At 71.9% G+C, this 24,353-nt stretch carries 19 protein-coding genes; 14 read left to right on the top strand and 5 right to left on the bottom strand.

From position 1 onward, the window contains the following. Positions 1–51: 51 nt before the first annotated feature. Entirely contained in the window at positions 52–1,089 is a 1,038-nt protein-coding gene (locus tag ABZS97_RS15725) for an Rv2578c family radical SAM protein (RefSeq protein ID WP_356137879.1), read from the bottom strand. A 158-nt stretch (positions 1,090–1,247) separates the two neighbouring features. Here ABZS97_RS15725 and ABZS97_RS15730 point away from each other — a divergent pair, with 158 nt between their 5' ends. From ABZS97_RS15730 to ABZS97_RS15745, 4 genes are all read left to right on the top strand, one after another. Then, positions 1,248–1,691 (top strand): SRPBCC family protein, encoded by a 444-nt coding sequence (locus ABZS97_RS15730; protein WP_356137881.1) that lies wholly within the window; start codon positions 1,248–1,250, stop codon positions 1,689–1,691. A 210-nt stretch (positions 1,692–1,901) separates the two neighbouring features. Continuing rightward, a complete protein-coding gene (locus ABZS97_RS15735; RefSeq protein ID WP_356137883.1) occupies positions 1,902–4,304 on the top strand; it encodes an MFS transporter in 2,403 nt (800 codons plus the stop codon). 207 nt (positions 4,305–4,511) lie between these two features. Further along, positions 4,512–6,989: a SpoIIE family protein phosphatase gene (locus ABZS97_RS15740; protein WP_356137885.1), complete on the top strand. Its 2,478-nt coding sequence runs from the start codon at positions 4,512–4,514 to the stop codon at positions 6,987–6,989. 179 nt (positions 6,990–7,168) lie between these two features. After that, positions 7,169–7,894, top strand: coding sequence for a class I SAM-dependent methyltransferase (locus ABZS97_RS15745; RefSeq protein WP_356137887.1), 726 nt, complete (start codon positions 7,169–7,171; stop codon positions 7,892–7,894). 15 nt (positions 7,895–7,909) lie between these two features. Here the strand turns inward: ABZS97_RS15745 and ABZS97_RS15750 are convergent, their stop codons facing one another. Continuing rightward, positions 7,910–8,560 carry a CBS domain-containing protein gene (locus ABZS97_RS15750; protein WP_356137921.1) on the bottom strand — a complete coding sequence of 217 codons (651 nt, stop codon included), beginning with the start codon at positions 8,558–8,560 and terminating at the stop codon, positions 7,910–7,912. 35 nt (positions 8,561–8,595) lie between these two features. Then, positions 8,596–9,060 carry a cyclic nucleotide-binding domain-containing protein gene (locus ABZS97_RS15755; RefSeq protein WP_356137890.1) on the bottom strand — a complete coding sequence of 155 codons (465 nt, stop codon included), beginning with the start codon at positions 9,058–9,060 and terminating at the stop codon, positions 8,596–8,598. A 233-nt stretch (positions 9,061–9,293) separates the two neighbouring features. Between ABZS97_RS15755 and ABZS97_RS15760 the strand changes: the two genes are divergently transcribed. Continuing rightward, positions 9,294–10,328 (top strand): zinc-dependent alcohol dehydrogenase, encoded by a 1,035-nt coding sequence (locus ABZS97_RS15760; protein ID WP_356137892.1) that lies wholly within the window; start codon positions 9,294–9,296, stop codon positions 10,326–10,328. 29 nt (positions 10,329–10,357) lie between these two features. On the opposite strand, the gene ppk2 is transcribed toward ABZS97_RS15760, so the two are convergent. After that, complete coding sequence (gene ppk2, locus ABZS97_RS15765) at positions 10,358–11,161, bottom strand: polyphosphate kinase 2 (protein WP_356137894.1); 804 nt, start codon at positions 11,159–11,161, stop codon at positions 10,358–10,360. Positions 11,162–11,208: 47 nt separating this feature from the next. On the opposite strand from ppk2, the gene ABZS97_RS15770 reads away from it, so the two are divergent. The 9 genes from ABZS97_RS15770 to ABZS97_RS15810 all read left to right on the top strand — a co-directional run bounded on the left by ABZS97_RS15770 (position 11,209) and on the right by ABZS97_RS15810 (position 23,745). After that, positions 11,209–13,590: a phosphoketolase family protein gene (locus tag ABZS97_RS15770; protein ID WP_356137896.1), complete on the top strand. Its 2,382-nt coding sequence runs from the start codon at positions 11,209–11,211 to the stop codon at positions 13,588–13,590. Between the two features lie 112 nt (positions 13,591–13,702). Further along, a complete protein-coding gene (locus ABZS97_RS15775; protein ID WP_356137898.1) occupies positions 13,703–14,536 on the top strand; it encodes a M55 family metallopeptidase in 834 nt (277 codons plus the stop codon). Then, entirely contained in the window at positions 14,529–15,833 is a 1,305-nt protein-coding gene (locus ABZS97_RS15780; RefSeq protein ID WP_356137900.1) for a M20/M25/M40 family metallo-hydrolase, read from the top strand. The genes ABZS97_RS15775 and ABZS97_RS15780 overlap by 8 nt, the downstream gene beginning before the upstream one ends. A gap of 15 nt (positions 15,834–15,848) precedes the next feature. Then, on the top strand, positions 15,849–17,822 hold the full coding sequence (locus tag ABZS97_RS15785) for a prolyl oligopeptidase family serine peptidase (RefSeq protein WP_356137902.1): 1,974 nt from the start codon (positions 15,849–15,851) through the stop codon (positions 17,820–17,822). A gap of 61 nt (positions 17,823–17,883) precedes the next feature. Continuing rightward, positions 17,884–18,813, top strand: a complete 930-nt coding sequence (locus tag ABZS97_RS15790; protein ID WP_356137904.1) for an LD-carboxypeptidase — start codon at positions 17,884–17,886, stop codon at positions 18,811–18,813. A gap of 160 nt (positions 18,814–18,973) precedes the next feature. Next, positions 18,974–20,749 carry a CocE/NonD family hydrolase gene (locus ABZS97_RS15795; protein ID WP_356137906.1) on the top strand — a complete coding sequence of 592 codons (1,776 nt, stop codon included), beginning with the start codon at positions 18,974–18,976 and terminating at the stop codon, positions 20,747–20,749. A gap of 63 nt (positions 20,750–20,812) precedes the next feature. Next, entirely contained in the window at positions 20,813–21,061 is a 249-nt protein-coding gene (locus ABZS97_RS15800; protein ID WP_356137908.1) for a LapA family protein, read from the top strand. A 48-nt stretch (positions 21,062–21,109) separates the two neighbouring features. Beyond that, positions 21,110–21,658, top strand: a complete 549-nt coding sequence (locus ABZS97_RS15805; RefSeq protein ID WP_356137910.1) for a GNAT family protein — start codon at positions 21,110–21,112, stop codon at positions 21,656–21,658. Positions 21,659–21,768: 110 nt separating this feature from the next. Beyond that, complete coding sequence (locus tag ABZS97_RS15810; RefSeq protein ID WP_356137912.1) at positions 21,769–23,745, top strand: DUF5107 domain-containing protein; 1,977 nt, start codon at positions 21,769–21,771, stop codon at positions 23,743–23,745. 8 nt (positions 23,746–23,753) lie between these two features. On the opposite strand, the gene ABZS97_RS15815 is transcribed toward ABZS97_RS15810, so the two are convergent. Further along, complete coding sequence (locus ABZS97_RS15815; RefSeq protein ID WP_356137914.1) at positions 23,754–24,101, bottom strand: VOC family protein; 348 nt, start codon at positions 24,099–24,101, stop codon at positions 23,754–23,756. Positions 24,102–24,353 lie beyond the last annotated feature (252 nt).

The following is a 24,353-nucleotide window of genomic DNA, read 5'->3' on the forward strand; positions in this document are numbered from 1 at the left end:
ATCGGGGCGCGCGATCCGCTCGGATGCCGCCGGTGGGACGTCCGGAGGGTCTCAGAGCAGGGTGAGCTGCGTCGGCTCGGTTGCCGGCGGGACGGGCTCGGGCGCGGTGATCCTGCGCGGCATCCCCGCGCGGGCGGGACCGATGCCGTACTCCTGGGCCAGTTCGTGGACCTGACGGGTGATCCGGCGCTGATACCACTTCGGCGCGTACGCGCCCTCCGCGTACAGCCGCTCGTAACGGCGTACGAGGTAGGGGTGATGGTGCTCCAGCCAGGCCATGAACCACTCGCGGGCGCCGGGACGCAGATGCAGCACGAGCGGGGTCACCGAGGTGGCGCCGGAAGCCGCGACGGCCCGCACGGTGGCGCGCAGTTGGGCCGGGTGGTCGCCGAGGAAGGGGATCACGGGGGCCATCAGGACCCCGCAGTCGATGCCGTGGTCCGACAGCGCGCGTACGGCGTCCAGACGGCGCTCCGGCGCGGGCGTGCCCGGCTCCACGGTGCGCCACAGCTCGGTGTCTGTGAAGCCGACGGAGACGGAGATCCCGACGTCCGTGACCTCCGACGCCTGCTTCAGCAGGTCGAGGTCGCGCAGGATCAGCGTGCCCTTCGTCAGGATCGAGAAGGGGTTCGCGTGGTCGCGCAGGGCCGCGATGATGCCCGGCATCAGACGGTAGCGGCCCTCCGCGCGCTGGTAGCAGTCGACGTTGGTGCCCATCGCGATGTGCTCGCCGAGCCAGCGCTGCGAGCCCAGCCTGCGGCGCAGCAGTTCGGGCGCGTTGACCTTCACCACGATCTGGGAGTCGAAGTCGAGTCCCGTGTCGAGGTCGAGATAGCTGTGGGTTTTGCGCGCGAAGCAGTACACGCACGCGTGCGAGCAGCCTCGATAGGGGTTGACCGTCCATTCGAACGGCATCCGTGACGCCCCCGGCACGCGGTTCACGATCGACCTGGCCCGGATCTCGTGGAAGGTGATCCCGCGGAACTCGGGAGTGTCGAAGGTGCGGGTGATCACCGCGTCCGCGCCGAACAGCGCGGCATCCCGGGCGGGGTCCCCGGCGGGGTCCGCCGTGAGGTTCTCCCAGCGCATGACGCCTCCTCGGTAGCACTGACCACAGAATAGAACACATGTTCCCTTGATCGTGCGACCCGCTTTTCCCGGGTCGGCACGGGCCCCGATTTGGGCGGCCGGGCCGGGGGGTGGTTGGCTTGCCCCCACCCCGAGAACCCAGGTGCTGGAGGAATGCAATGGCGCAGGTCGAGGCCACCACGGAGCGAGTCGTCGCGGCGGACGCGGAGAAGGTGTTCGACGCCCTCGCCGACTACAGCGGCACGCGCGAGAAGCTGCTGCCCGAGCACTTCAGCGAGTACGAGGTGCGCGAGGGCGGCGACGGCGAGGGCACCCTCGTCCACTGGAAGCTGCAGGCCACCAGCAAGCGCATCCGCGACTGCCTCTTCGAGGTCAGCGAGCCCACCGACGGCGAGCTCGTCGAGAAGGACCGCAACTCCTCGATGGTCACCACCTGGCGCGTCACCCCGGCCGGTGAGGGCAGGTCCCGCGTCGTCGTGACCACCGTCTGGGACGGCGCCGGCGGCATCGGCGGCTTCTTCGAGCGGACCTTCGCGCCCAAGGGCCTCGCCCGGATCCACGACGCGCTGCTCGTCAATCTCGCCGCCGAGATGGAGAAGTAGCCCGAAAGGCAGCCGGAAGCCGGCCGGGAGGCGGCGCCGGTGGCGCCCCCGGAAGGCGCCCAAGGGGCGGCCGCCGGGGGTGCGTTGGCGCGCTCACCGGTTCGAGTGGATCTCCGTCCGGTGCAGCGTTGTGCCGTAACTCGTCGCACTTACTCGCAGTTGTCGCGTAATGCGGGATTCGTGCAGTAGGTGCGACGAGGGGAGCGGTACGTGGGCGGGATCACTCTGGTGCAGGACGAACCGGCCGTTTCGCCCCCGCGGCACCCCGCCCCTCCCGCGGCCGCGCCGGTCGAACTCGGCCCGCGCCGGGTGCGATTGGTCTTCGTCGGCCTCATGCTCGCGCTGCTGCTCGCGGCGCTGGAGCAGATGATCGTCGCCACCGCCCTCCCGAAGATCGTCGGGGAGCTGCACGGCCTGGACCGGATGTCCTGGGCGATCACCGCCTACCTGCTCACCTCCACCGTCGGACTCCCCGTCTACGGCAAGCTCGGCGACCTCTTCGGCCGCAAGGGCGTCTTCCAGTTCGCGATCGTCGTGTTCGTCATCGGCTCGGCGCTCGCCGGCCGGTCGCACACCATGGACCAGCTGATCGCCTTCCGCGCCGTCCAGGGCGTCGGTGCGGGCGGTCTCATGATCGGCGTGCAGGCGATCATCGCGGACATCGTGCCGCCCCGCGAACGCGGCCGTTTCATGGGCCTGATCGGCGCCGCGTTCGGCCTCGCGTCGGTCGCCGGACCGCTCCTCGGGGGCTATTTCACCGACCACCTCACGTGGCGGTGGTGCTTCTACATCAACGTGCCCTTCGGCCTGCTGACCCTGCTCGTCGTCACCGCCGTACTGAAGCTCCCGAAGCCCGCCGCCCGGGGGCGCCTGGACCTCCTCGGCGTGCTGCTGCTCGCCGCCGCCTCAACCTGCCTGGTCCTGCTGACCAGTTGGGGCGGCACCGAGTACGCCTGGGACTCGCGGGTCATCCTGGGGCTCGGCGCGGGCGCCCTCGCCGCGACGGTCCTCTTCCTCGTCGCCGAGCACTTCGCGGCCGAACCCCTCATCCCGCTGCGGCTGTTCAGGGACGGCGTCTTCAACGTCACCGCTCTCGTGGGCCTGGTGATCGGCATCGCCCTGTTCGGCGCCGCCAGCTACCTGCCGACGTTCCTGCAGATGGTCGACGGCGCGAGCGCGACCGAGTCCGGGCTGCTGATGCTCCCCATGATGGGCGGCATCGTCGGCGCCTCCGTCATCTCGGGACAACTCATCACCCGCACCGGCCGCTACAAGGTCTTTCCGGTCCTCGGCGGCGCGCTCGCGGCCGTCGGCATGTGGCTCCTGTCCCGCCTCGAAGTCGACACGCCCCGGCTGCACTACAGCATCTGGATGGCCGTCCTGGGCGCCGGTATCGGCATGGTGATGCCGGTCCTCGTCCTCGCCGTGCAGAACTCCGTGCCTCCGGCCGACCTCGGCACGGCGACCAGCGCCAACAACTACTTCCGTCAGATCGGCGGCAGTGTCGGTGCCGCCGTCTTCGGCACGCTGTTCGCGAACCGACTCGCCGACGCCCTCGCCGACCGCGTCCCCGCCCGGACGGCCGGCGGCCTGCCGGACGCCGAGTCCCTCACCCCGCAGCTCGTCCACGCGATGCCCGCCGCCCTGCGCGAGGACTACATCGGCGCCTACGCCGACGCCATGCCGCGGATCTTCCTCTACCTGGTGCCGGTACTCGTCCTGGGCCTGCTCATCGCCTTCTTCCTCAAGGAGAAACCACTGGTGTCCCACCACATGCCCGCCGCCGACACCGCCGACCCCGTGACCGAAGCCGCCGTGTCCGTGCCGATCCCGGGGGCCCGTTCGTCGTACGCCGCCGGAATCCCCGTCTGCGGAACGGTGCAGCACCCCGACGGGACCGTCGTCCCGCGCGCCGCGCTCACCCTCATCGACATCGCGGGACACCAGATCGGGCGGGGCGCCAGCGGCGAGGACGGACGGTACGCGCTGTCCACGCCCGGATCGGGGTCGTACGTCCTGATCGCCGCGGCCGGCGGCCACCAGCCGCAGGCCGTCTCCGTGACCGTCGGAGAGCGCCCGGTCGAGCTGGACGTCGTGCTCGGCGGCGCCGGACGCCTGGCCGGGAGCGTGCTGACCGCGGACGGCACCCCGGTGCGGGAGGCCACCGTGACGCTCACCAACGTCCACGGGGAGGTCGTCGCCACCACCCGCAGTGGACGCGAAGGGGGCTACGTCATCACGGAGTTGGTGGCGGGCGAGTACACCCTCGCCGCGAGCGCGCCCGCCTTCCGCCCGGCCGCGCTGCCCGTCACCGTGCAGGCCGCGCGCGAGACCCGCCAGGACGTCGAGCTCGCGGGCGGCGCCGTGCTGCGCGGCACCGTGCGGGCCGGCGGCGGACGTCCGGTCGAGGATGCCCGGGTGACCCTGCTGGACGCCGCGGGCAACGTGGTGGACACGCTCACCACCGGCACCGACGGAACGTTCCGGTTCGTCGACCTGTCCTCCGGCGAGTACACCGTCATCGCGGCCGGATACCCTCCGGTGGCCACCGTCCTGCAGATGGCCGGCGGCGGCAGGACGGAACGCGACCTGCAACTCGGACACGAGGACTAGCCCAGGACCGGCACACGACCGGCCCAGGGTCGGCGCCGATCTCCGGCGGGTCGCGGCGGGTCCCGGCGGGCGACCGCAGGACGGCACGCGCCGGAGGCTACCGGGGAGTCCAATTCCCGTATTGCCACACATCGCAACCGGCCACCGCCGTACGGTAGTGGGGGGCGGCACGGATCTTCAGCAGCCGTGGGAGAAAGGGTCTGCGCCATGGAGCGTCATACCGACCGTGGCACCGAAACCGGCGCACCTCCTGACCGGACGGCCGGGAGCGGTGCGGCGGAGCACGCTGCCTCCGGACGGATCCGCCTGGCCGTGGTCGTCGTGGACCGCGAAGGGCTCGTGTCGCACTGGAGCACCGGCGCCCGGCGTCTGTTCGGCGCCTCCAGGCAGGACGCCGTGGGCCGCCCGGCCGTCGACCTGCTCCCCGTCTCCGGAGCGCTCCCCGACGACGAGGACCTGACGCCCTACGGGTCGTATGCGGCGTACGACGGACTCGGCCCCGACCTGGAGTCCTCCCTCGACGGACGCCTCTCCTACCCGGCGGCGGGCCGCGCCCGGCTCACGGTGGACGGCCCGGACCGCGTGGACGTCCTGTGGTGGGCGTACCCGCTGGTGGGCCCGGGACAGGAGCGGCTGCTGGTGCTGGCCGCCGACGCGGAAGCGCTGCGCCACGAGGGCGACGCCTCCGACCACCTGGCCGTCGAGCGCATCGCGCCCGGTTTCGCCCTGCACACCGACTTCCCCGGCGCACCGGAGCTGGCCCGCAGGCTCCCCGAGATCCTGCCCAGCATGAGCGTCGGCGAGAGCGCCCGCATCGTCGCGCAGGTTCTCGAACTGGGCTATCCCATACTGGAGTTCAGCCAGAACGACCGGGTGCCGGTGACCCCCGACTGGGGCGTGCCCCGGCGCGCCGAGCGCAAGGCCCGCCGCGAGCGGGTGGCCCGGGCGGTGGCCGCCGGAGCGCCCCTGCCCGTGATCGCGGAGGAGGACGAGCGCGAGGACCTGGAGTATGCCGCCGTACGCGAGCGACTGGAGTTCCTGAACGAGGTCAGCGGGCGCATCGGCACCTCGCTCGATCTGTCGCGGACCATCGTCGAGGTCAGCCGGGCCGTCGTGCCCCGGTTCACCGACGTCGCGGGCACCTATCTGCGCGAACAGGTCGTCGCCGGCGAGGGGTTCCCCGACGGCGTGCCCGACACGACCACCATGTGGCACCGGGTCGCTCTGGAGCACACCGACGAACCCGGCCGCTGGGACGACGTCGTGCCGGTGGGCGAGGCCATGCCCTTCCCGGCGCACACGCCGTTCTTCCAGTGCATGACCACCGGCGAGCCCGTCCTTGTGCCGCGCATCAGCGAGCAGATGGGGCACATGATCGCCGCGCAGTTCGAGAAGCGCGACATCCGCCCGCTCATCACGGGCCGCTCCATGCTGGTCGTCCCGCTGAAGGCCCGCAACGTGGTGCTCGGCTTCATGATCCTGCTGCGTCACCCGGAGCGCGTCGAGTTCAACGACATGGACCGCGCCACCGGCGCCGAACTCGCCGCCCGCGCAGGGCTCGTGCTCGACAACGCCCGCATGTACACGTACCAGGAGAACGTCGCCGAGACCCTCCAGGACAGCATGCTGCCGCACATCGCCCCGCGCATGGCAGGCTGTGACATCGCCACCCGCTATCTGCCCGGTACGCTGCTGGGGCGGGTCGGCGGCGACTGGTTCGACTCCGTCAAGCTGCCCGGCTCGCGCACCGCCCTGGTCGTCGGCGACGTCATGGGCCACGGCCTGAACTCCGCCGCGATGATGGGCCAGTTGCGCACCGCAGTCCAGACCATGGCGGCGCTCGACCTGCCGCCCGCGCAGCTCCTGCGCAACCTCGACGACCTCGCCCAGCGGCTCGGCGAGCACTACCTCGCGACCTGCCTGTACGCGGTCTACGACCCGATCGCAGGCGAGCTCCACCTCGCCAACGCGGGCCACATCCCTCCCGTGCTGGTCCGCGCCGAGGACGGCCGCAGCGATCTGCTCGACCTGCCCACCGGCGCGCCCATCGGCGTCGGAGGCGTGCCCTTCGAGGCCGTACGGATCCCGGTGGCGCCCGGCGACCGCCTGGTGATGTGCACCGACGGCCTGGTCGAGGTGCGCGGCGAGGACATCGGCGTCGGCCTCGCCACGCTCTGCGAGTCCGCCGCCCATCCGGCCGCCTCCATGGACGCCGCCTGCGACACCATCATCCGCACCCTGGGCACCCGCGGCGGCCGCAAGGACGACGTGGCCCTGCTGATGGCCCGGCTCAACGGCATCGAGCCCGAGGACGTGGCCGAGTGGCGGTTCGCGCTCGACCCGGCCGAGGCCGGCAGGGCCCGCGCCGTCGTCCGCGAACAGCTCCACGAGTGGCGCCTGAACTCCGTGGCCGACCACGCGGTGCTGATGGCCGACGAGCTCGTCACCAACGCCGTACGGCATACGCACAACCGCCAGGTCGAACTGCGCCTGGTGCGCGGCGACACCCTGCTGTGCGAGGTGGCGGACGGCGACCACACGCTGCCGACCCTGCTCAGCGCCGGGCCCACCGACGAGTTCGGGCGCGGCCTGCGGGTGGTGAGCACCCTCGCCCGCGAGTGGGGAGCCAGCCGGACGACTGCGGGCAAGACCGTGTGGTTCGAGCTGAGCCTGCCCCGACGCTGAGACCCCGCGACGCCCGGGGCAAAGGGGGCGATCGGGGTACGGAGGGGCGCACCACGGCGTACGGGTATCGAATGAGCCGTGAAGGAATGCGCGTCCCGCTTGTCGCCTCACCCCCGGCGCGGTAGACCGATCTGGCCTGCCACAACCGGCGGGCCGCCGGCACAACCTGGGGAGCGGGCATGAGCGTGACGAGTCGGTACAGGGAGGCCTGGGAGGGCTTTTGGCGAGAGGCTTCCGAGGAGCCGGGGTCGGTCTTCTGGGACGCGGAGCCCGCGCTGACCGTCGGCGTCCATCTCCCCCTGTTCGAACGGCACTTGGCGGCGCCCGGGCTGCCCCTCGTGGACCTCGGCTGCGGCAACGGAACGCAGACACGCTTCCTCGCCGACCGGTTCCCGCACGTCGTCGGCGCCGACCTCTCGGCCGCGGCGCTCGACCACGCCCGCCGCGCCGACCGGGCGGGGCAGGCCCGTTACCGGCTGTTCGACGGGTCCGAGAAGAACGACGCCGAGACGCTGCACGCCGAACTCGGTGACGCCAACGTCTATATGCGCGGAGTGCTCCACCAGTGCGAACCGGACGACCGGCAGCCGCTGGTGAACAGCCTGGCGGCCCTGGTGGGGGAGCGCGGCCGGGCCTTCGTCGTCGAACTGGCCGAAGCCGCCGGGACCGTCCTCAGGGGCCTGGCACAGAGCCCCGAAGGCCCGCCGGCGAAGCTCGCGCCGGTCTTCCGGCACGGCATCGCACCCGGCGAGGTGAGCGACGCCGCGATCCCCGACTACCTTCGCACCGCGGGCCTCACGATCCTCGCGAGCGGCGAACTCCCGCTGATCACCACCGAGTTCACGGCCGACGGCAGGCGCATCGAGCTTCCCTCGAAGTGGCTGGTGGCGGGGCGTACGGCATAGGGCGCCGCGGTTCGGTCAGTCCTGCGGGCCCCTGAGATCGAACTGCACGTCCACGACTCCCTCGACGGCCCGCACCAGGCGCGCGGCCACGGCGGCCAGGGAGGTGTCGGGGGTGTGGCCGACAAGGGTGACCACGCCCTCGCACACCTCGGCCCGGACGTTCGACGCGGGCGCCGGGAAGACGTACGCCACGACTTCCCGGTCGACCTCCTCGGCGATCTCGTCATCGTCGCGCAGGAACACCTTGAGGAGATCACCGCGGCTGACCACGCCCTGCAGCATGCCCAGCTTGTCGACGACGGGGAGCCTTTTGACCTTGGCGTGCGCCATGGTGTGCGCGGCCTGCGCGAGGGTGGCGTCCGCGTGGACGGTGAGGGCCGGGGAGGTCATCAGTTCCCCGGCGGTCAGCGCCCCGGCCTTGGCGAGATCGGCGAGGCGTTTGAGCTGGACGGCCCGGTCCGGGTCGCTGTCCCGGAACTCCTCCTTGGGCAGCAGGTCGGCCTCCGACACGACACCGACGACCCGGCCCTCGCCCTCCAGGACGGGCAGGGCGCTGACCTTCCAGTCCTGCATGACCCGGACGATCTCCTTGAAGGCCGCCCCGCGGCCGATGGCGGCGACCGTCGAGGTCATCACGTCGCTCACGATGCGCGGGCCGCCGTGCACGGGGGCTTCTCGGCCGGCCCGGTCCCCGGCTGTCGTCATCGGGGGTCACCGCTCCCGTACGGGGCGTACAGGTCCAGCAGCCTGGTCCGCGCCGACCGCAGCCGGTGCGCGAGGACGTCGCCCACCCACTGGGTCACCAGCATGCCCAGCGACGGGTCCGCCCGGCACAGCGTGCGTACCGCGGCGGCGTCGAACTCGTAGGCGCGCACCGGGCTCGTCGTCTCGGCACCCAGATGCCAGATGTGCGGGGCGAACAGCCAGGACCAGCCGAGGAGTTCGTTGTGTCCGAGCGTCTCGATGACGGCCGCGCGGCACCCGGGGACATGCATGTCGAGGGCCACGGTGCCGGTGCGGATGATCCAGAACCGGTCGGCGAGCCGACCCTCCTCGAAAAGGCGCGCCCCCTTGGGAAACGACACCTCCTGGGCGAGCTGCATCAGCCGGTCCCGGTCCTCGGCCGGCAGTACACGCAGCATGGTGGAACTTGGCGAAGTGTTCATCACGGCCCTCTTCACTCGTACGGACGCACTCGTACGGCCTGCCACTTCCAGGGTGTGCCCGACGCCCGCCGGGCGCCAGGGGCCGCCCGGCCCGGGGCGGGGGCCCGGACGGCACCCGGCCCTTGCGGTCGAATCCAAGGCCGATCGGTCCCCCGGCAGGACCAGTGACCCCTGCCGGACCACCCCCACTGCGCCGAGTCTGGAACCGGACGCGAACAGAGGAGAGGCAGATCATGAAGGCAGCGGTCGTACGAGTGTTCGGTGAGCCTCTGGTCATCGAGGAGCGCCCCGACCCGGAGCCCGGTCCCGGTCAGGTCCGTGTCCGGCTGGAGGCCTCCGGGCTGTGCCACACCGACATCCACGCCGCGCACGGCGACTGGCCGGTCAGGCCGAGCCTGCCGTTCGTCCCCGGCCACGAGGGTGTCGGCCTCGTCGAGAAGCTCGGTGAGGGGGTCACCCACCTGTCGGTCGGGCAGCGTGTGGCGGCGCCCTGGCTGGGCAGGGCCTGCGGGCGGTGCGAGCACTGTCTGTCCGGCTGGGAGACGCTGTGCGAGCAGCAGATCAACACCGGGTACGGCTGCGACGGCGGGTATGCCGAGAAGATGCTCGCCTGGGCCGACTTCGCCCAGCCGGTGCCGGAGGGTGTGGATCCGCGCGACGCGGCGCCCCTGACCTGCGCGGGTGTGACCACGTACAAGGCGCTGAAGGTCGCCGGCGTCCGGCCGGCCCAGCTCGTGGCGGTCTCCGGTATCGGCGGTCTCGGTCACCTCGCCGTGCAGTACGCGAAGATCGCCGGAGCCACCGTGGCGGCGATCGACGTGACCGACGAGAAGCTGGCCCTGGCCGCCGAGCTGGGTGCCGACCTGGTCATCGACGCCCGCAAGGAGGACGTGGGCGCCGTGCTCAAGCGGCACGGCGGTGCGCACGCCGCCCTTGCGCTCGCGGTGAACGAGTCCGCGTTCTCCGCCGTCCACTCCGGGCTGCGGCGCGGCGGGAAGCTCGTCATGGTCGCCCTGCCCGCGCACGGCACCGTCCAGGTCCCGATCTTCGACGCGGTGCTGGGCGGCACCAGCGTGATCGGCTCCATCGTCGGCACCCGGCAGGACCTCGCGGAGGTCTTCCAGCTGCACGCGGCGGGCCGCACCAGGGTCGTCCGCGAGTCGCGGCCGCTCGCCTCCGTCAACGAGTCGATCGACGAGGTGCTGCGCGGCGAGGTCAAGGCCCGCATCGTGTTCGACTTCGACACCGACTTCCACGAAGACAGGTGACGGGCCCGGAGCTGCCCGTCGCCGGTGGGTCAGAGGCTCGCCGCGTGATCGGGGACGTAGGTCTGCAGATCGCGTGGCGGGCGCTGGTAGCCGGTCGACGGGGGCCGCTCCGGCAGCTTCAGGACCGGCGGCGGCACCTCGTGGTAGGGCACGGTGGAGAGCAGATGGGCGATCGTGTTCAGCCGGGCCCGGCGCTTGTCGTCGCTCTCCACGACGAACCACGGCGCCTCCGCGATGTCCGTGTGCACCAGCATCTCGTCCTTCGCCCGGGAGTACGCCTCCCAGCGGGTGATCGACTCCAGGTCCATCGGCGACAGCTTCCAGCGCCGCGTCGGGTCCTTCAGACGGCGCCCGAACCGCTCCTGCTGCTCGGCGTCGCTCACCGAGAACCAGTACTTGCGCAGCAGGATCCCGTCCTCCACGAGCATGCGCTCGAAGAGGGGGCATTGCCGGAGGAAGAGTTGGTACTCCTCCTTGGTGCAGAAGCCCATCACATGCTCGACCCCGGCCCGGTTGTACCAGCTGCGGTCGAACAGCACGATCTCACCGGCGGCGGGCAGGTGCTCGACGTACCGCTGGAAGTACCACTGGGTGCGCTCGCGCTCGGTCGGCCTGGGAAGCGCCGCGATGCGTGCGACGCGCGGGTTGAGATGTTCCGCGACCCGCTTGATCGTGCCGCCCTTGCCGGCCGCGTCCCGGCCCTCGAACACGACGACGAGCCGGGCGCCCTCGGCCCGCACCCACTCCTGCAGCTTCACCAACTCTGTCTGCAGGCGCAGCAGTTCCCGCTCGTACACCTTGCGCGGCACTGCCGCCGCCTTCTTGCCGGCCATGCCGTCCACTTCCGTTCGATGACCTACGCGGACTTACGGAGCCCTTCATGCCCAAGGTCGAACACCCGAACAGCACCGTACTGACCGACACGGAGCTGCGCACCTTGAACGCCCACTGGCGCGCCGCCAACTACCTTGCCGCGGGCCAGATCTACCTGCTCGCCAACCCTCTCCTGACGCAGCCCCTGACGCCCGCGCACATCAAGCCCCGGCTGCTCGGCCACTGGGGCACGTCACCGGGCCTGAACCTCGTGCACACGCACCTCAACCGGGTGGTCAAGGCCCGTGGCCTGGACGCGCTGTGCGTGTGGGGGCCGGGTCACGGAGGGCCGTCCGTGCTCGCCAACTCGTGGCTGGAGGGCAGTTACAGCGAGACCTACCCGGACGTGACCCGGGACGGGGCGGGCATGGAGCGGCTCTTCAGGCAGTTCTCGTTCCCCGGCGGGGTGCCCAGCCATGTCGCGCCGGAGACGCCGGGCTCGATCCACGAGGGCGGCGAACTCGGCTATTCGCTGGCGCACGCCTACGGCGCGGCCCTCGACAATCCGGACCTGCTGGTCGCGTGCGTGATCGGCGACGGCGAGGCGGAGACCGGGCCGCTGGCCGCCTCCTGGCACTCCAACAAGTTCCTCGACCCCGTCCACGACGGCGCCGTCCTGCCGATCCTGCACCTCAACGGCTACAAGATCGCCAATCCGACGGTGCTTTCCCGCCTCCCGGAGTCCGAACTCGACGCGCTCCTGCGCGGCTACGGCCACGAGCCGATCCACGTCACCGGTGACGACCCCCTGGAGGTCCACCGTGCCATGGCCGCGGCCTTCGACGAGGCGCTGGACAAGATCGCCCTGGCGCAGCGCGCGGCCCGCCGGGAGGGCGCGACCGAGCGCGTGCACTGGCCGGTCGTCGTGCTGCGGACACCGAAGGGCTGGACCGGGCCCGCCGAGGTCGACGGTGTCCCCGTCGAGGGCACCTGGCGCGCCCACCAGGTCCCCCTGGCCGGGGTGCGCGAAAACCCCGGGCATCTGCGGCAGTTGGAGGAGTGGCTGCGCTCGTACAGGCCCGAGGAGCTGTTCGACGCGGAAGGCCGGCCCACCGCCGACGTCCTCGCCTGCGTCCCCGAGGGCCGCCGACGGCTGGGCGCCACCCCGCACGCCAACGGCGGCGTGCTCGTACGTGACCTGCCGATCCCGTCACTCGACCGGTTCGCAGTCCCCGTCGACAAGCCGGGGGCGACCCTGCACGAGCCCACCCGGATCCTCGGCGACCTCCTCGAACAGGTCATGGAGGACACCGCGGCCCGCCGCGACTTCCGTCTCGTCGGGCCCGACGAGACCGCCTCCAACCGGCTGCAGGCCGTCTTCGACGCCAGTGGCAAGGCCTGGCAGGCCCAGCACCTCCCGGTCGACGAGCACCTGGACCGGCACGGCCGGGTCATGGAGATCCTCTCCGAACACACCTGCCAGGGCTGGCTGGAGGGCTATCTGCTCACCGGGCGGCACGGCCTGTTCTCCTGCTACGAGGCGTTCGTGCACATCGTCGACTCGATGGTCAACCAGCACATCAAGTGGCTGCGAACATCACGGGAGTTGGCGTGGCGGGCCCCGATCGCCTCGCTCAACTACCTGCTCACCTCGCACGTCTGGCGTCAGGACCACAACGGCTTCTCGCACCAGGACCCCGGCTTCGTCGACCACGTCCTCAACAAGAGCCCCGAGGTCGTCCGGGTCTATCTGCCGCCGGACGCCAACACCCTGCTGTCGGTGGCGGACCACGCGCTGCGCAGCCGCGACTACGTGAACGTGATCGTCGCCGGGAAGCAGCCCTGCTTCGACTGGCTTTCCATGGACCAGGCCCGCTCCCACTGCGCCCGCGGCGCCGGGATCTGGGAGTGGGCCGGCAGCGAGAACGGCGGGGAGCCGGACGTCGTGCTGGCCTGTGCCGGCGACGTGCCCACCCAGGAGGTGCTCGCCGCCTCCGACCTGCTCCGCCGCCATCTGCCCGAACTCGCCGTACGCGTGGTCAACGTCGTCGACATGACCCGGCTGCTGCCGCGCGAGGAACACCCGCACGGGATGAGCGACTTCGAGTACGACGGGCTGTTCACCACCGACAAGCCGGTGATCTTCGCCTACCACGGCTACCCGTGGCTGATCCACCGCCTCGCCTACCGCCGCACCGGACATCGCCACCTCCACGTCCGCGGCTACAAGGAGATGGGCACCACGACCACACCCTTCGACATGGTCGTCCGCAACGACCTGGACCGCTACCGGCTGGTCATGGACGTCATCGACCGCGTTCCCGGGCTGGCCGGGCGCGCCGCAGCCGTACGCCAGCGGATGGCCGACGCCCGCACCCGCCACCACGCCTGGATCCGCGAGCACGGCACCGACCTGCCCGAGGTCGCGGACTGGACCTGGAACGCCTGAGGATCCGCGTATACACGCAGTGGCCTGCCGACGGGTCGGGCGCGGGCACATCCACGGCGATTCGTCGCGCGGGGCGGCGTACGGCGCGGGTGAGCGCGTAACGTGATACGCCATGAAGATCCTCATCAGCGCCGACATGGAGGGCGCCACCGGTGTGACCTGGCCGGCCGACGTGCTGCCCGGCACGCCGCAGTGGGAGCGGTGCCGGGCGATGTTCACCTCGGACGTCAACGCCGCGGTGCTCGGCTTCTTCGACGGCGGGGCCGACGAGGTGCTGATCAACGAGGCGCACTGGACGATGCGGAACCTGCTGCTCGAGCAGCTGGACGAGCGGGCGGAGATGCTCACCGGGCGGCACAAGGCGCTGTCCATGGTGGAGGGCGTCCAGCACGGAGACGTGGACGGCATCGCGTTCGTCGGCTACCACACGGGCGCGGGCATGGAGGGCGTGCTCGCGCACACGTATCTCGCCAACTCCATCACCGGGGTGTGGGTCGACGACGTGCGGGCCAGCGAGGGACTGCTCAACTCCCATGTCGTCGCCGAGTACGGCGTGCCCGTCGTGCTGGTCACCGGCGACGACCTGGCGTGCGACGACGCGCTCGGATACGCGCCCGAGGCGCTGAAGGTCGCGGTCAAGGACCATGTGTCGCGGTACGCGGCGGTGTGCCGCACCCCGGCCAGGACCGCCGCCGAGATCCGGTCCGCCGCGAAGGCGGCCGCCGAGCTGGCGGTCCGTCATGAACCGGTGCGGGGCGGCCCGTTCACCGTGGCGCTGGAGTTCGACGCCGAGCATCTGTCGATGGCGGCCACCGTCGTGCCGGGCGTCCGGCGCGTCGGCGAGCGCAAGGTGGCGTACAGCAGCGGGACCATGTACGAGGGCATCCGCACCTTCAAGGCGGTCACCACGATCGTCTCGGCCGCGGTGGAGGAGCAGTATGGCTGACGGGCAGGCGCTGGACGAGGTCGTGACGTTCACCTCCGACCTCATCCGCATCGACACCACCAACCGGGGCGGCGGGGACTGCCAGGAGCGGCCCGCGGCCGAGTACGCGGCCGCGCGGCTGGCCGAGGCGGGCCTGCAGCCGACCCTCCTGGAACGCACAGGGGGCCGCACCAACGTCGTCGCGCGCATCGAGGGCACCGACCCCTCGGCGGACGCGCTGCTCGTCCACGGGCATCTGGACGTGGTGCCCGCCGAGGCGCGGGACTGGAGCGTGCACCCGTTCTCCGGGGAGATCCGCGACGGGGTCGTGTGGGGCCGGGGCGCGGTCGACATGAAGAACATGGACGCGATGATCCTCGCCGTCGTCCGGGCCTGGACGCGCGAAGGAGTACGCCCCCGGCGGGACATCGTCATCGCCTTCACCGCCGACGAGGAGGCGAGCGCCGAGGACGGGTCGGGCTTTCTCGCCGACCGGCACCCCGGACTGTTCGAGGGCTGCAGCGAGGGCATCAGCGAATCGGGGGCGTTCACGTTCCACGACGGCGGCGGACGACAGCTCTACCCGATCGCGGCCGGCGAGCGCGGCACGGGCTGGCTGAAGCTCACCGCCCGCGGCCGTGCCGGACACGGCTCCAAGGTGAACCGGAGCAATGCGGTGGTGCGGCTGGCCGCCGCGATCGCCCGCATCGGCGCCCACGAGTGGCCGCTTCGGCTCACCCCTACCGTGCGCGCGGCCCTCACCGAACTCGCCGCGCTCTACGGCATCGACGCGGACCTCGACGACGTGGACGGCCTCCTGGCGAAGCTCGGCCCGGCCGCCTCGCTCGTCGAGGCGACCGTACGCAACAGCGCCAACCCGACCATGCTGAACGCCGGTTACAAGATCAATGTGGTTCCCGGGGAGGCTGTCGCCCACGTGGACGGCCGATATCTGCCCGGCGGCGAGGACGAGTTCCGCACGACCCTTGACCGGCTCACCGGACCCGACGTGGAGTGGGAGTTCCACCATCGCGAGGTGGCCCTCCAGGCGCCGGTGGACTCGGTGACGTACGCGCGAATGCGGGCCGCCGTCGAGGAGTTCGCGCCGGAGGGGCACGTGGTGCCGTACTGCATGTCGGGCGGTACGGACGCCAAGCAGTTCTCGCGCCTCGGCATCACCGGCTACGGGTTCGCGCCGCTGAAGCTGCCGGAGGGCTTCGACTACCAGGCCCTCTTCCACGGCGTCGACGAGCGGGTCCCGGTCGAGGCGCTGCACTTCGGTGTCCGCGTCCTCGACCGCTTTCTGCGCACGGCCTAGGGGAAGTTGGGGGAGATGACTGAGACGTTGCCCTACGGTGCGTGGCCCTCGCCCATCGACGCGGCACTCGCCGCCGCGCACGACGGGTACCCCGAGTTCGTCGGCTTCGTCGGCGAGGAGGTGTGGTGGAGCGAGCCGCGGCCCACGGAGGGCGGGCGGCGCACGCTCGTCAGACGCGCGGCCGACGGCACGCAGGAGTCGGTCCTGCCCGCCCCGTGGAACGTGCGCAGCCGGGTCATCGAGTACGGCGGGCGGCCCTGGGCCGGGGTCATGGGAGCCGAAGGGCCGCTCGTGGTCTTCGTGAACTTCGCCGACCAGCGGCTGTACGCCTACGAGCCCGAATCCGCGGCGGGGCCCGGGTCCGAGCCGCGGCCGCTGACGCCGGTGTCCCCGGTGGGGGGCGGACTGCGCTGGGTGGACCCGCAGTTGCGTCCCGAGCGGGGCGAGGTCTGGTGCGTGCTGGAGGAGTTCACCGGGGACGCGCCGACCGACCTGCGACGGGTCCTCGCCGCCGTACCCCTGGACGGATCGGCCGCCCAGGAACGGGACGCGGTGCGCGAACTCTCCGACGGACGGCACCGGTTCGTCACCGGCCCCCGGCTGTCCCCCGACGGGCGGCGCGCGGCCTGGCTCGCCTGGGACCACCCGCGCATGCCGTGGGACGGTACGGAACTGGTCGTCGCGGACGTGACCCCGGACGGGAACCTGCGCCGGCCGCGCACGGTGGCCGGCGGTCCCGACGAGTCGATCGCCCAGGCGGACTGGGGCGTGGACGGCTCGCTCCTGCACGTCAGCGACCGCACCGGCTGGTGGAACCTGTACCGCGACGGCCAGCCGCTGTGTGCCCGCGACGAGGAGTTCGGCGGGCCGTTGTGGAAGATCGGGCACCGGTGGTTCGCGCCCCTGGAGGACGGGCTGATCGCCGTCGTGCACGGCCGGGGCGCCACCGCGCTCGGCATACTCGACCCGGAGAGCGGCGAACTCGTCGACGCGGCAGGCCCCTGGACCGAGTTCGCCCCGACGCTCGCCGTGCACGGCAGCCGTGTCGTGGGCGTCGGAGCCAGCCCCCGCAGCGCCCACGAGGTCGTCGAACTGGACGCCCGCACCGGGCGCGCCCGGGTGATCGGCGCCGCGCACGACGACCCGGTGGACCCCGCGTACTACCCGGAACCGCAGATCCGCACCTTCACCGGGCCGGCAGGCCGCGAGATCCATGCGCACATCTACCCGCCGCACCACCCCACGCTGGTCGCCGCCGGCGACGAACTGCCGCCGTACGTCATCTGGGCGCACGGCGGCCCGACCGGCCGCGCACCGCTCGTCCTCGACCTGGAGATCGCCTACTTCACCTCGCGTGGCATCGGTGTCGCCGAGGTCAACTACGGCGGCTCGACCGGGTACGGGCGGGAGTACCGCAACCGGCTGCGCGAGCAGTGGGGTGTCGTCGATGTCGAGGACTGCGCGGCCGTCGCGCTCGCCCTCGCCGACGAGGGCACCGCCGACCGCGGGCGGCTCGCCGTCCGGGGCGGCAGCGCGGGCGGCTGGACCACTGCCGCCTCCCTCGCCGCCACCGACGTCTACGCCTGCGGCACGGTCCTCTACCCGATCCTCGACCTCGCCGGCTGGGGCACGGGGGAGACCCATGACTTCGAGTCCCAGTACCTGGAGACTTTGGTGGGCCCGCTCGCCGAGGTGCCGGGCCGGTACGCGGAGCGGTCGCCCGCCGAGCACGCCGACCGTGTCACCGCACCGTTCCTGCTGCTCCAGGGCCTCGACGACCCGATCTGCCCGCCCGTGCAGTGCGAGCGGTTCCTCGCCAGGATGGCGGGGCGCGGCGTGCCGCACGCCTACCTGACCTTCGAGGGCGAGGGGCACGGCTTCCGCAGGGCGGAGACCATGGTGCGGGTCCTGGAGTCCGAACTCTCGCTGTACGCCCAGGCCTTCGGGCTGAACCCGCCCGGCATCCCGACGCTGGAGCTGGTCAAGTGACCGCGCCCCTCGACAGCCTTGTCCAAGTAAGTGCATTTGCGAAGAGGTTGGAGCACACCCGGTGAAGCCCCTCGTCAGACCCGCCCGCCTCGCCCCCGGCGCCCGCGTGGCCGTCGTCGCGCCCAGTGGGCCCGTCCCCGAGGAGCGGCTGGAGGCCGGCCTCGACCTGCTGCGCGGCTGGGACCTCGACCCGGTGGTCGCGCCCCATGTCCTGGACCGTCATGCCGCGTTCGACTACCTCGCAGGCCGGGACGCCGACCGTGCCGCCGACTTCCAGGCCGCCTGGTGCGACCCGGGCGTGGACGCCGTGCTGTGTGCCCGCGGCGGCTACGGCGTGCAGCGGATGGTCGACCTCCTCGACTGGGACGCGATCCGCGCGGCCGGACCCAAGGTGCTCATCGGGTTCAGCGACATCACGGCGCTGCACGAGGCCTTCGCGACCCGCGTCGGACTGGTCACCCTGCACGGGCCGATGGCAGCCGGTATCGACTTCATCAAGAACGCGCGGACGCAGGACCACCTGCGGGCCACGCTCTTCGAACCCGAGACCGTACGCACGATCACGTCCGCCCGCCCCGGCGCCGCGCTGGTGCCCGGCCGCGCGCACGGCGTCCTCCTCGGCGGCTGCCTGTGCCTGCTCGCCGCGGACCTGGGCACCCCGCACGCCCGGACCTCCGCGCGCGGCGGCCTGCTGTGCCTGGAGGACGTGGGCGAGGAGACCTACCGTCTGGACCGGTACCTCACCCAGCTCCTGCGGGCCGGATGGCTCGACGGGGTCGCCGGGATCGTGCTCGGCTCATGGGCGCAGTGTGACGCGTACGCGCAGGTGCGGGCGTTGCTCGCCGACCGGCTCGGCGGGCTCGGGGTGCCGGTCGTCGAGGAGTTCGGGTTCGGGCACTGCGAGGGCGGACTGACGATCCCGTTCGGTGCGGCGGCGGAACTGGACGCGGACGCCGGGACGTTGACGCTGGAGGAACCCGCGCTGCGGTGAGGGCCCGGGGCGGGATCCCGGGCGGCGGATCTCACTGAATCCTCGTCAAGAAACCTGCGGCACGGTGATTGACCGCCGTCTGACACGTGTCACAGCATGACTACCGGTCGGTAATCGGGTTGCCCTCAGCGTGGAGGTCTCTGTGTCCCGTCGTTCTCGTGTGCGCAGATCCCGTACGTCACTCGCCCTCGCCCTCGGCGCCGCACTGGCGGCTCCCCTCGCGGTCGCCGCACCCGCGGCCGCGGCGCAGGACGGTCAATACACCGTCACAGCACTGAAGTTCACCGTCGAGACGGGCGGGCGGACCTGCACGGTCGACGCCGACCTGTACCGGCCCGCAGGGCTGGACCGCGACCACACCGCGCCCGCGGTCCTCGCCACCAACGGCTTCGGCGGCAGCAAGTCGGACGGTTCGACGGACGCGATCGGCAAGGCGTTCGCGGCCCGCGGCTACGTCGGACTCGTCTACTCCGGCCTGGGATTCGGCAGGTCTGGCTGCCTGATCTCGCTCGACGACCCGCGCATCGACGGCGTGGCCGCCTCCCGGCTCGTCGACTTCCTCGCGGGCACCCGGGCCGCCGACGACGGCACCAGGGCCGACTTCGTCACCCGGGACGGCAAGGGCGACCCCCGGGTCGGCATGATCGGCGGCTCCTACGGCGGCGCCGTCCAGCTGGCCACCGCCGCCGTGGACCACCGCGTCGACGCGCTCGTCCCGATGATCACCTGGAACAACCTGGCGTACGCCCTCGACCCCAACAACGCCGCCGGCGCCGGACCCGTGCCCGGAGCCTTCAAGTGGCAGTGGACCAACGGCTTCTACCTGATCGGGGAGAGCCAACCCATCACGGTGCCGGGCCTCGACCCCTCCCGCATCAACTCCCTCGACTGCCTGCACTTCATCAGCGACGCCTGCGCCACCATCCGCACCCTCAACTCCGGTGCCTATCCGGCCGAGCGGACCCGCCGACTGCTCGACTACGCGCACAGTGTGTCCCCGGTCTCCTACCTGCGCGGCGTACGCGCGCCCACCCTGCTGGTCCAGGGGCAGACCGACAGCCTCTTCAACCTCAACGAGGCGACGGCGACGTACCGGACGCTGAAAGCGCAGGGCACCACCACGAAGATGATCTGGCAGTCCTGGGGGCACAGCGGCGGACGCAACGACCCGGCGAGCGGCGAACTCAACCTGGCCCAGGGCAACTTGGAGACCAGCTACGTCGGACGGCGGATCCTCGACTGGTTCGACCGCTACCTCCACCACGACAAGCACATCCGCACGGGACCCGCCTTCGCGTACTACCGCGACTGGATCACCGACCCGAACAGCACCTACGCCACCGCCCGACAGGTGCCCGCGGCCGACCGGAAGCTCTACCTCTCCGGTGACGGCAAACTCGTCGACAACCGCAAGAAGATCGCGCGCGGCAGCCGTGAATACCACAACCTGCTGGTGCCCACGAGCCACTCGGAGAGCTCCCTCGCCGGACTGGTCGGACTGCCCGACCCGGCGCCGTACGACACCGAGGGCACCTACCTCGGATGGACGAGCGAGCCGCTGACCGGGCCGCTCGACGTCGTGGGCGCGCCCAGGGTCAGCCTCAGGGTCCTCTCGCCGACGGCCGAGCGCGTACAGCACTCCGGCGACGCGGCGGACAAGCTGGTCCTCTTCGCCAAGCTGTACGACGTGGCACCCGACGGCACGAAGACGCTGGTCCACCGGCTGGTGGCGCCGGTGCGGGTGCCGGACGTGACGAAGCGGTTCACCGTCACCCTGCCGGGGATCGTGCACCGGTACGAGACCGGGCACCGGCTCGACCTGGTCGTCGCGGCCAGCGACGACGCGTACTTCGGGAACAAGGGCGTGAAGCCGGTGACGATCACCAGCTCGCCCAAGGACACCGGCGTACTGGAGCTCCCAGTGGCCGGCGACTGAGGCGGATCACCCGCAGGAGCCTCCCACCGCGCGCACCGCGCACTTCGGGCTCATGCTGAGCGCATGAGCCCGAAGATCTCCGAAAACGCCGGTGCGAGCGGCGGCAAGGGCGCCGGCGGGCTGCTGACGCCCACCCGGGTCGCCGTCGCCGCGCTGGCCGTCCTCGCCCTGGTCTTCATCTTCGAGAACACCCGCAGCACCAAGATCCGGCTGCTGATCCCGGAAGTGACCATGCCCTTGTGGATGGCGCTGCTCGGCACGGCGGTCATCGGCGCGCTGTGCGGGGTGTACTTCGTGAGGCGACGACGCTGACGCAGGCGCGGGCGACGGCGTCGGCACGGGCCCGCGTACTGTGGCCGGATGTCTGAGACCGACGCCCGTTACCTCGCCGAAGGCTCCCGCGTGGGCATACGCCTCTTCACCTATGAGGACGGCACCGAGTTCACCGCCCGGGCCCGGGAGAGCAAGGAACTGCACCAGCCCTGGCTGTTCCCGCCCACCAGCGGCCCCGGCTACGCCGCGTACGCGCAGCGGGTGATCGAGGACCGCACGCGGGCCGGGTTCCTGGTCTGCGAACGGGACGGCGGGGCCATCGCCGGGTTCATCAGCGTCAGCAACATCGTCGAGGGCGCCTTCCTGAACGGCACCCTGGGGTACGGCGCCTTCGCGCATGCCGCAGGACGCGGGCTGATGAGCGAGGGGCTCGGCCTCGTCGTCCGGTACGCCTTCTGCGCGATGGGGCTGCACCGGCTGGAGATCAACGTGCAGCCGGGCAACGCCGCCTCCATCGCGCTCGCCCGGCGCTGCGGCTTCCGGCTGGAGGGATTCTCGCCCGACTTCCTCCACATCGACGGCGCCTGGCGCGACCACGAACGGTGGGCCCTCACCGCCGACATGGTGCGCGCATGAGTCCGGCGGCCGGGCACCGGTGGCCCGGCGGCGACGTGGCCGCCTTTGCGCAATCCTGACCGGATCCTGACCGGGAGAGACCCTGGTCAGGTACTCCCGGACGAGGTTGCATGGTCGATGTGACGACGATCCGACGTGACGTACTGACCCTGCCCGCGGCGGAGTTGGGCCCTGCCAACCCCCTGCCGCCGCTGCGGCCCCTCGACGAGATGCACCGCATCGACGACCGGGACCGCGCGAGCCTGCCGCGCGACATGGCCCGGCAGATCGGCTACGCGCCCCTGCACAGCGTCCTGCCCGAGCGCGTCAAGGACGGGTACGGGCGACGGCGCGAGCCGCGCGGGATCGACACGATCGTCATCGAGAACGACCGGCTGCGGGCGGTGGTGCTGCCCGGCCTCGGCGGCCGTGTCGCCTCCCTGCTGCACAAGCCCACCGGGCGTGAACTCCTCTACCGCAACCCGGTGCTCCAGCCCGCCTGCTTCGCGCTCAACGGCGCCTGGTTCTCCGGCGGCATCGAGTGGAACATCGGCGCCACGGGCCACACCACCCTGTCCTGCTCACCCGTGCACGCCGCCCGCGTTCCCGCCCCCGACGGCGGTGAGATGCTGCGCCTGTGGGAGTGGGAGCGGCTGCGCGACCTGCCCTTCCAGGTCGACCTGTGGCTGCCCGAAGGCTCCGACTTCCTCTACGTCGGCGTCCGCATCCGCAACCCGCACGAGAGGCCCGCGCCCACCTACTGGTGGTCCAACATCGCCGTGCCCGAGGAACGCCGGGTGCTCGCCCCCGCCGAAGAGGCCTGGCACTTCGGATACGAGCGTCAGCTGCGCCGGGTGCCCGTCCCCCGGTACGACGGCACCGACCGCACATACCCGCTGAACAGCACCTTCCCCGCCGACTACTTCTACGAGGTGCCCGACGGGCAGCGCCGCTGGATCGCCGCGCTCGACGACGCGGGCGACGGTCTCGTGCAGACGTCGACCGACGTGCTGCGCGGCCGCAAGCTGTTCGTCTGGGGCGCGGGACCCGGCGGACGCCGCTGGCAGGAGTGGCTCACCGAGCCCGGCACCGGCGGCTACTGCGAGATCCAGGCCGGGCTCGTGCGCACGCAGTTGGAGCACGTACGGCTCGACGCGGAGAGCGAGGTGTCCTGGCTGGAGGCGTACGGGCCGCTGAGCGCGGACGCACCGGCCGTGCACGGGCCGGACTGGACGGCGGCGCGCGCGGAGGTCGAGGGACGGTTGCAGTCCGCGCTGCCCCGGGCCGCCGTCGAGGCCGCGTACGACGCGTGGAAGCCGTACGCGGACACCGAACCCGGCGAGACACTGGCCGTCGGCTCCGGCTGGGGCGCCCTCGAAGTGCTGCGCGCCGGCCACAAGTTGCCGGGCACCCCCTTCGAGGAGTCCACACTCGGCGAGGCGCAGGCGCCCTGGCTCGAACTGCTGCGCTCAGGCGACTTCCCCGAGCCGCGCCGGGTCGGGCCGCCCGGGGAGACCCTCGTCGCGACGCACTGGCGGGACATGCTGGAGACGGCGCCCGCCAAGCCGCTCACCGAGTACCACCTCGGCGTCGCCCAGTGGCACGCCGGAGACCTCGCGCAGGCCGTGCGCAGCTGGGAGCGCGCCCTCGAACTCGCCCCCTCCCTCTGGCCGTTGCTGCGCTGCCTGGCCGTCGCCGACCTGGAGGCCGGCAACAGGGAGCGGGCCGCCGAACGGTACGCCGACGCCTTCGACGACCTGTGTCAGGAGCGCCGCGACCACGGGGAGGCATGGACGGCGGCCACGGCCGCACTCGGGCGCGAGGCCATGGCCGCGCTGCTCGCGGTGCGGCGGGTGGGGGACGCGAGGGGCGTGTGGGAGCGGCTGCGGCCCGCCACGCGCTCGGGGGGGCGATTCAGGCTGATCGAGGCCGAGTTGCTTCTCGCGGAGGGCGACCGGGATGCCGCGCGGGCCGTCTTCGACGCGGGGTTCGAGGTGGCCGATCTCCGGGAGGGTGCGGAGGCGATCAGCGACCTGTGGGCACGGTTGACGCAGGAGCCGCTGCCGGGGCGGTACGACTTCCGGATGCGGCCGCAGCCGGGTGTCTAGCCCCTCCGTCAGGCCCCCCGGTCCACGTACTCGAACACACTGCCGTCCGGATGCATCGCGATGAGGTTGCGGCCCGCCGGGGTGGCGAGCGGGCCCGCCAGAATGCGGGCGCCCGAGTCGCCGAGGACCTGGTGGGCCTCGTCGACGTCCTTGACGGCGATGGTGGCGGCGACCTTGCGCAGGATCTCCAGCTCGGCCTCGGGCCCGCTCATCAGCAGGAAACAGCCGACCGCGGCCACCGAGACGCCACCTCGTTCGAAGCGCAGGGCGCGGCCGCCTGCCAGTCTCTCGTAGAAGGGCACCGAAGCCTCCAGGTCGTCGACGCAGATCCGCAGCGTGGCTCCCAGAATCTCCATGAGGACAAGCCTAGTTGGGGCCGGCCGACGACGAGATCGTTTCGGGCGGATCGCATGCCCGCGCCGTGCCCCGGCCCACGAGTGACCGTGAACCCCGCCGGTCCGGCACCGACGGCACCCGGTGCGTAACGCGCAGTGCGGCGGGTACTCGGCCGGTGGCGTCCTGGTGATCCTCGCGGTGACCGTCGACCAGATCTCCCGGAAGAAGTCCCGATGACCGCCACCTCCTCCCCCACTCCCGTGCTGCAGGCC

Source organism: Streptomyces sp. NPDC005485 (assembly GCF_040606085.1).
GTDB lineage: Bacteria > Actinomycetota > Actinomycetes > Streptomycetales > Streptomycetaceae > Streptomyces.

What these genes read in the sequence shown, in the direction of transcription:
- ABZS97_RS15800 (WP_356137908.1), top strand. Translation starts at nt 20,813, where the DNA reads ATGAGCCCGAAGATCTCCGAAAACGCCGGTGCGAGCGGCGGCAAGGGC.
- ppk2 (WP_356137894.1), bottom strand. Translation starts at nt 11,161, where the DNA reads ATGGCCGGCAAGAAGGCGGCGGCAGTGCCGCGCAAGGTGTACGAGCGG.
- ABZS97_RS15785 (WP_356137902.1), top strand. Translation starts at nt 15,849, where the DNA reads ATGACTGAGACGTTGCCCTACGGTGCGTGGCCCTCGCCCATCGACGCG.
- ABZS97_RS15740 (WP_356137885.1), top strand. Translation starts at nt 4,512, where the DNA reads ATGGAGCGTCATACCGACCGTGGCACCGAAACCGGCGCACCTCCTGAC.
- ABZS97_RS15730 (WP_356137881.1), top strand. Translation starts at nt 1,248, where the DNA reads ATGGCGCAGGTCGAGGCCACCACGGAGCGAGTCGTCGCGGCGGACGCG.
- ABZS97_RS15815 (WP_356137914.1), bottom strand. Translation starts at nt 24,101, where the DNA reads ATGGAGATTCTGGGAGCCACGCTGCGGATCTGCGTCGACGACCTGGAG.
- ABZS97_RS15725 (WP_356137879.1), bottom strand. Translation starts at nt 1,089, where the DNA reads ATGCGCTGGGAGAACCTCACGGCGGACCCCGCCGGGGACCCCGCCCGG.
- ABZS97_RS15745 (WP_356137887.1), top strand. Translation starts at nt 7,169, where the DNA reads ATGAGCGTGACGAGTCGGTACAGGGAGGCCTGGGAGGGCTTTTGGCGA.
- ABZS97_RS15760 (WP_356137892.1), top strand. Translation starts at nt 9,294, where the DNA reads ATGAAGGCAGCGGTCGTACGAGTGTTCGGTGAGCCTCTGGTCATCGAG.
- ABZS97_RS15775 (WP_356137898.1), top strand. Translation starts at nt 13,703, where the DNA reads ATGAAGATCCTCATCAGCGCCGACATGGAGGGCGCCACCGGTGTGACC.
- ABZS97_RS15755 (WP_356137890.1), bottom strand. Translation starts at nt 9,060, where the DNA reads ATGAACACTTCGCCAAGTTCCACCATGCTGCGTGTACTGCCGGCCGAG.
- ABZS97_RS15780 (WP_356137900.1), top strand. Translation starts at nt 14,529, where the DNA reads ATGGCTGACGGGCAGGCGCTGGACGAGGTCGTGACGTTCACCTCCGAC.
- ABZS97_RS15770 (WP_356137896.1), top strand. Translation starts at nt 11,209, where the DNA reads ATGCCCAAGGTCGAACACCCGAACAGCACCGTACTGACCGACACGGAG.
- ABZS97_RS15805 (WP_356137910.1), top strand. Translation starts at nt 21,110, where the DNA reads ATGTCTGAGACCGACGCCCGTTACCTCGCCGAAGGCTCCCGCGTGGGC.
- ABZS97_RS15810 (WP_356137912.1), top strand. Translation starts at nt 21,769, where the DNA reads ATGGTCGATGTGACGACGATCCGACGTGACGTACTGACCCTGCCCGCG.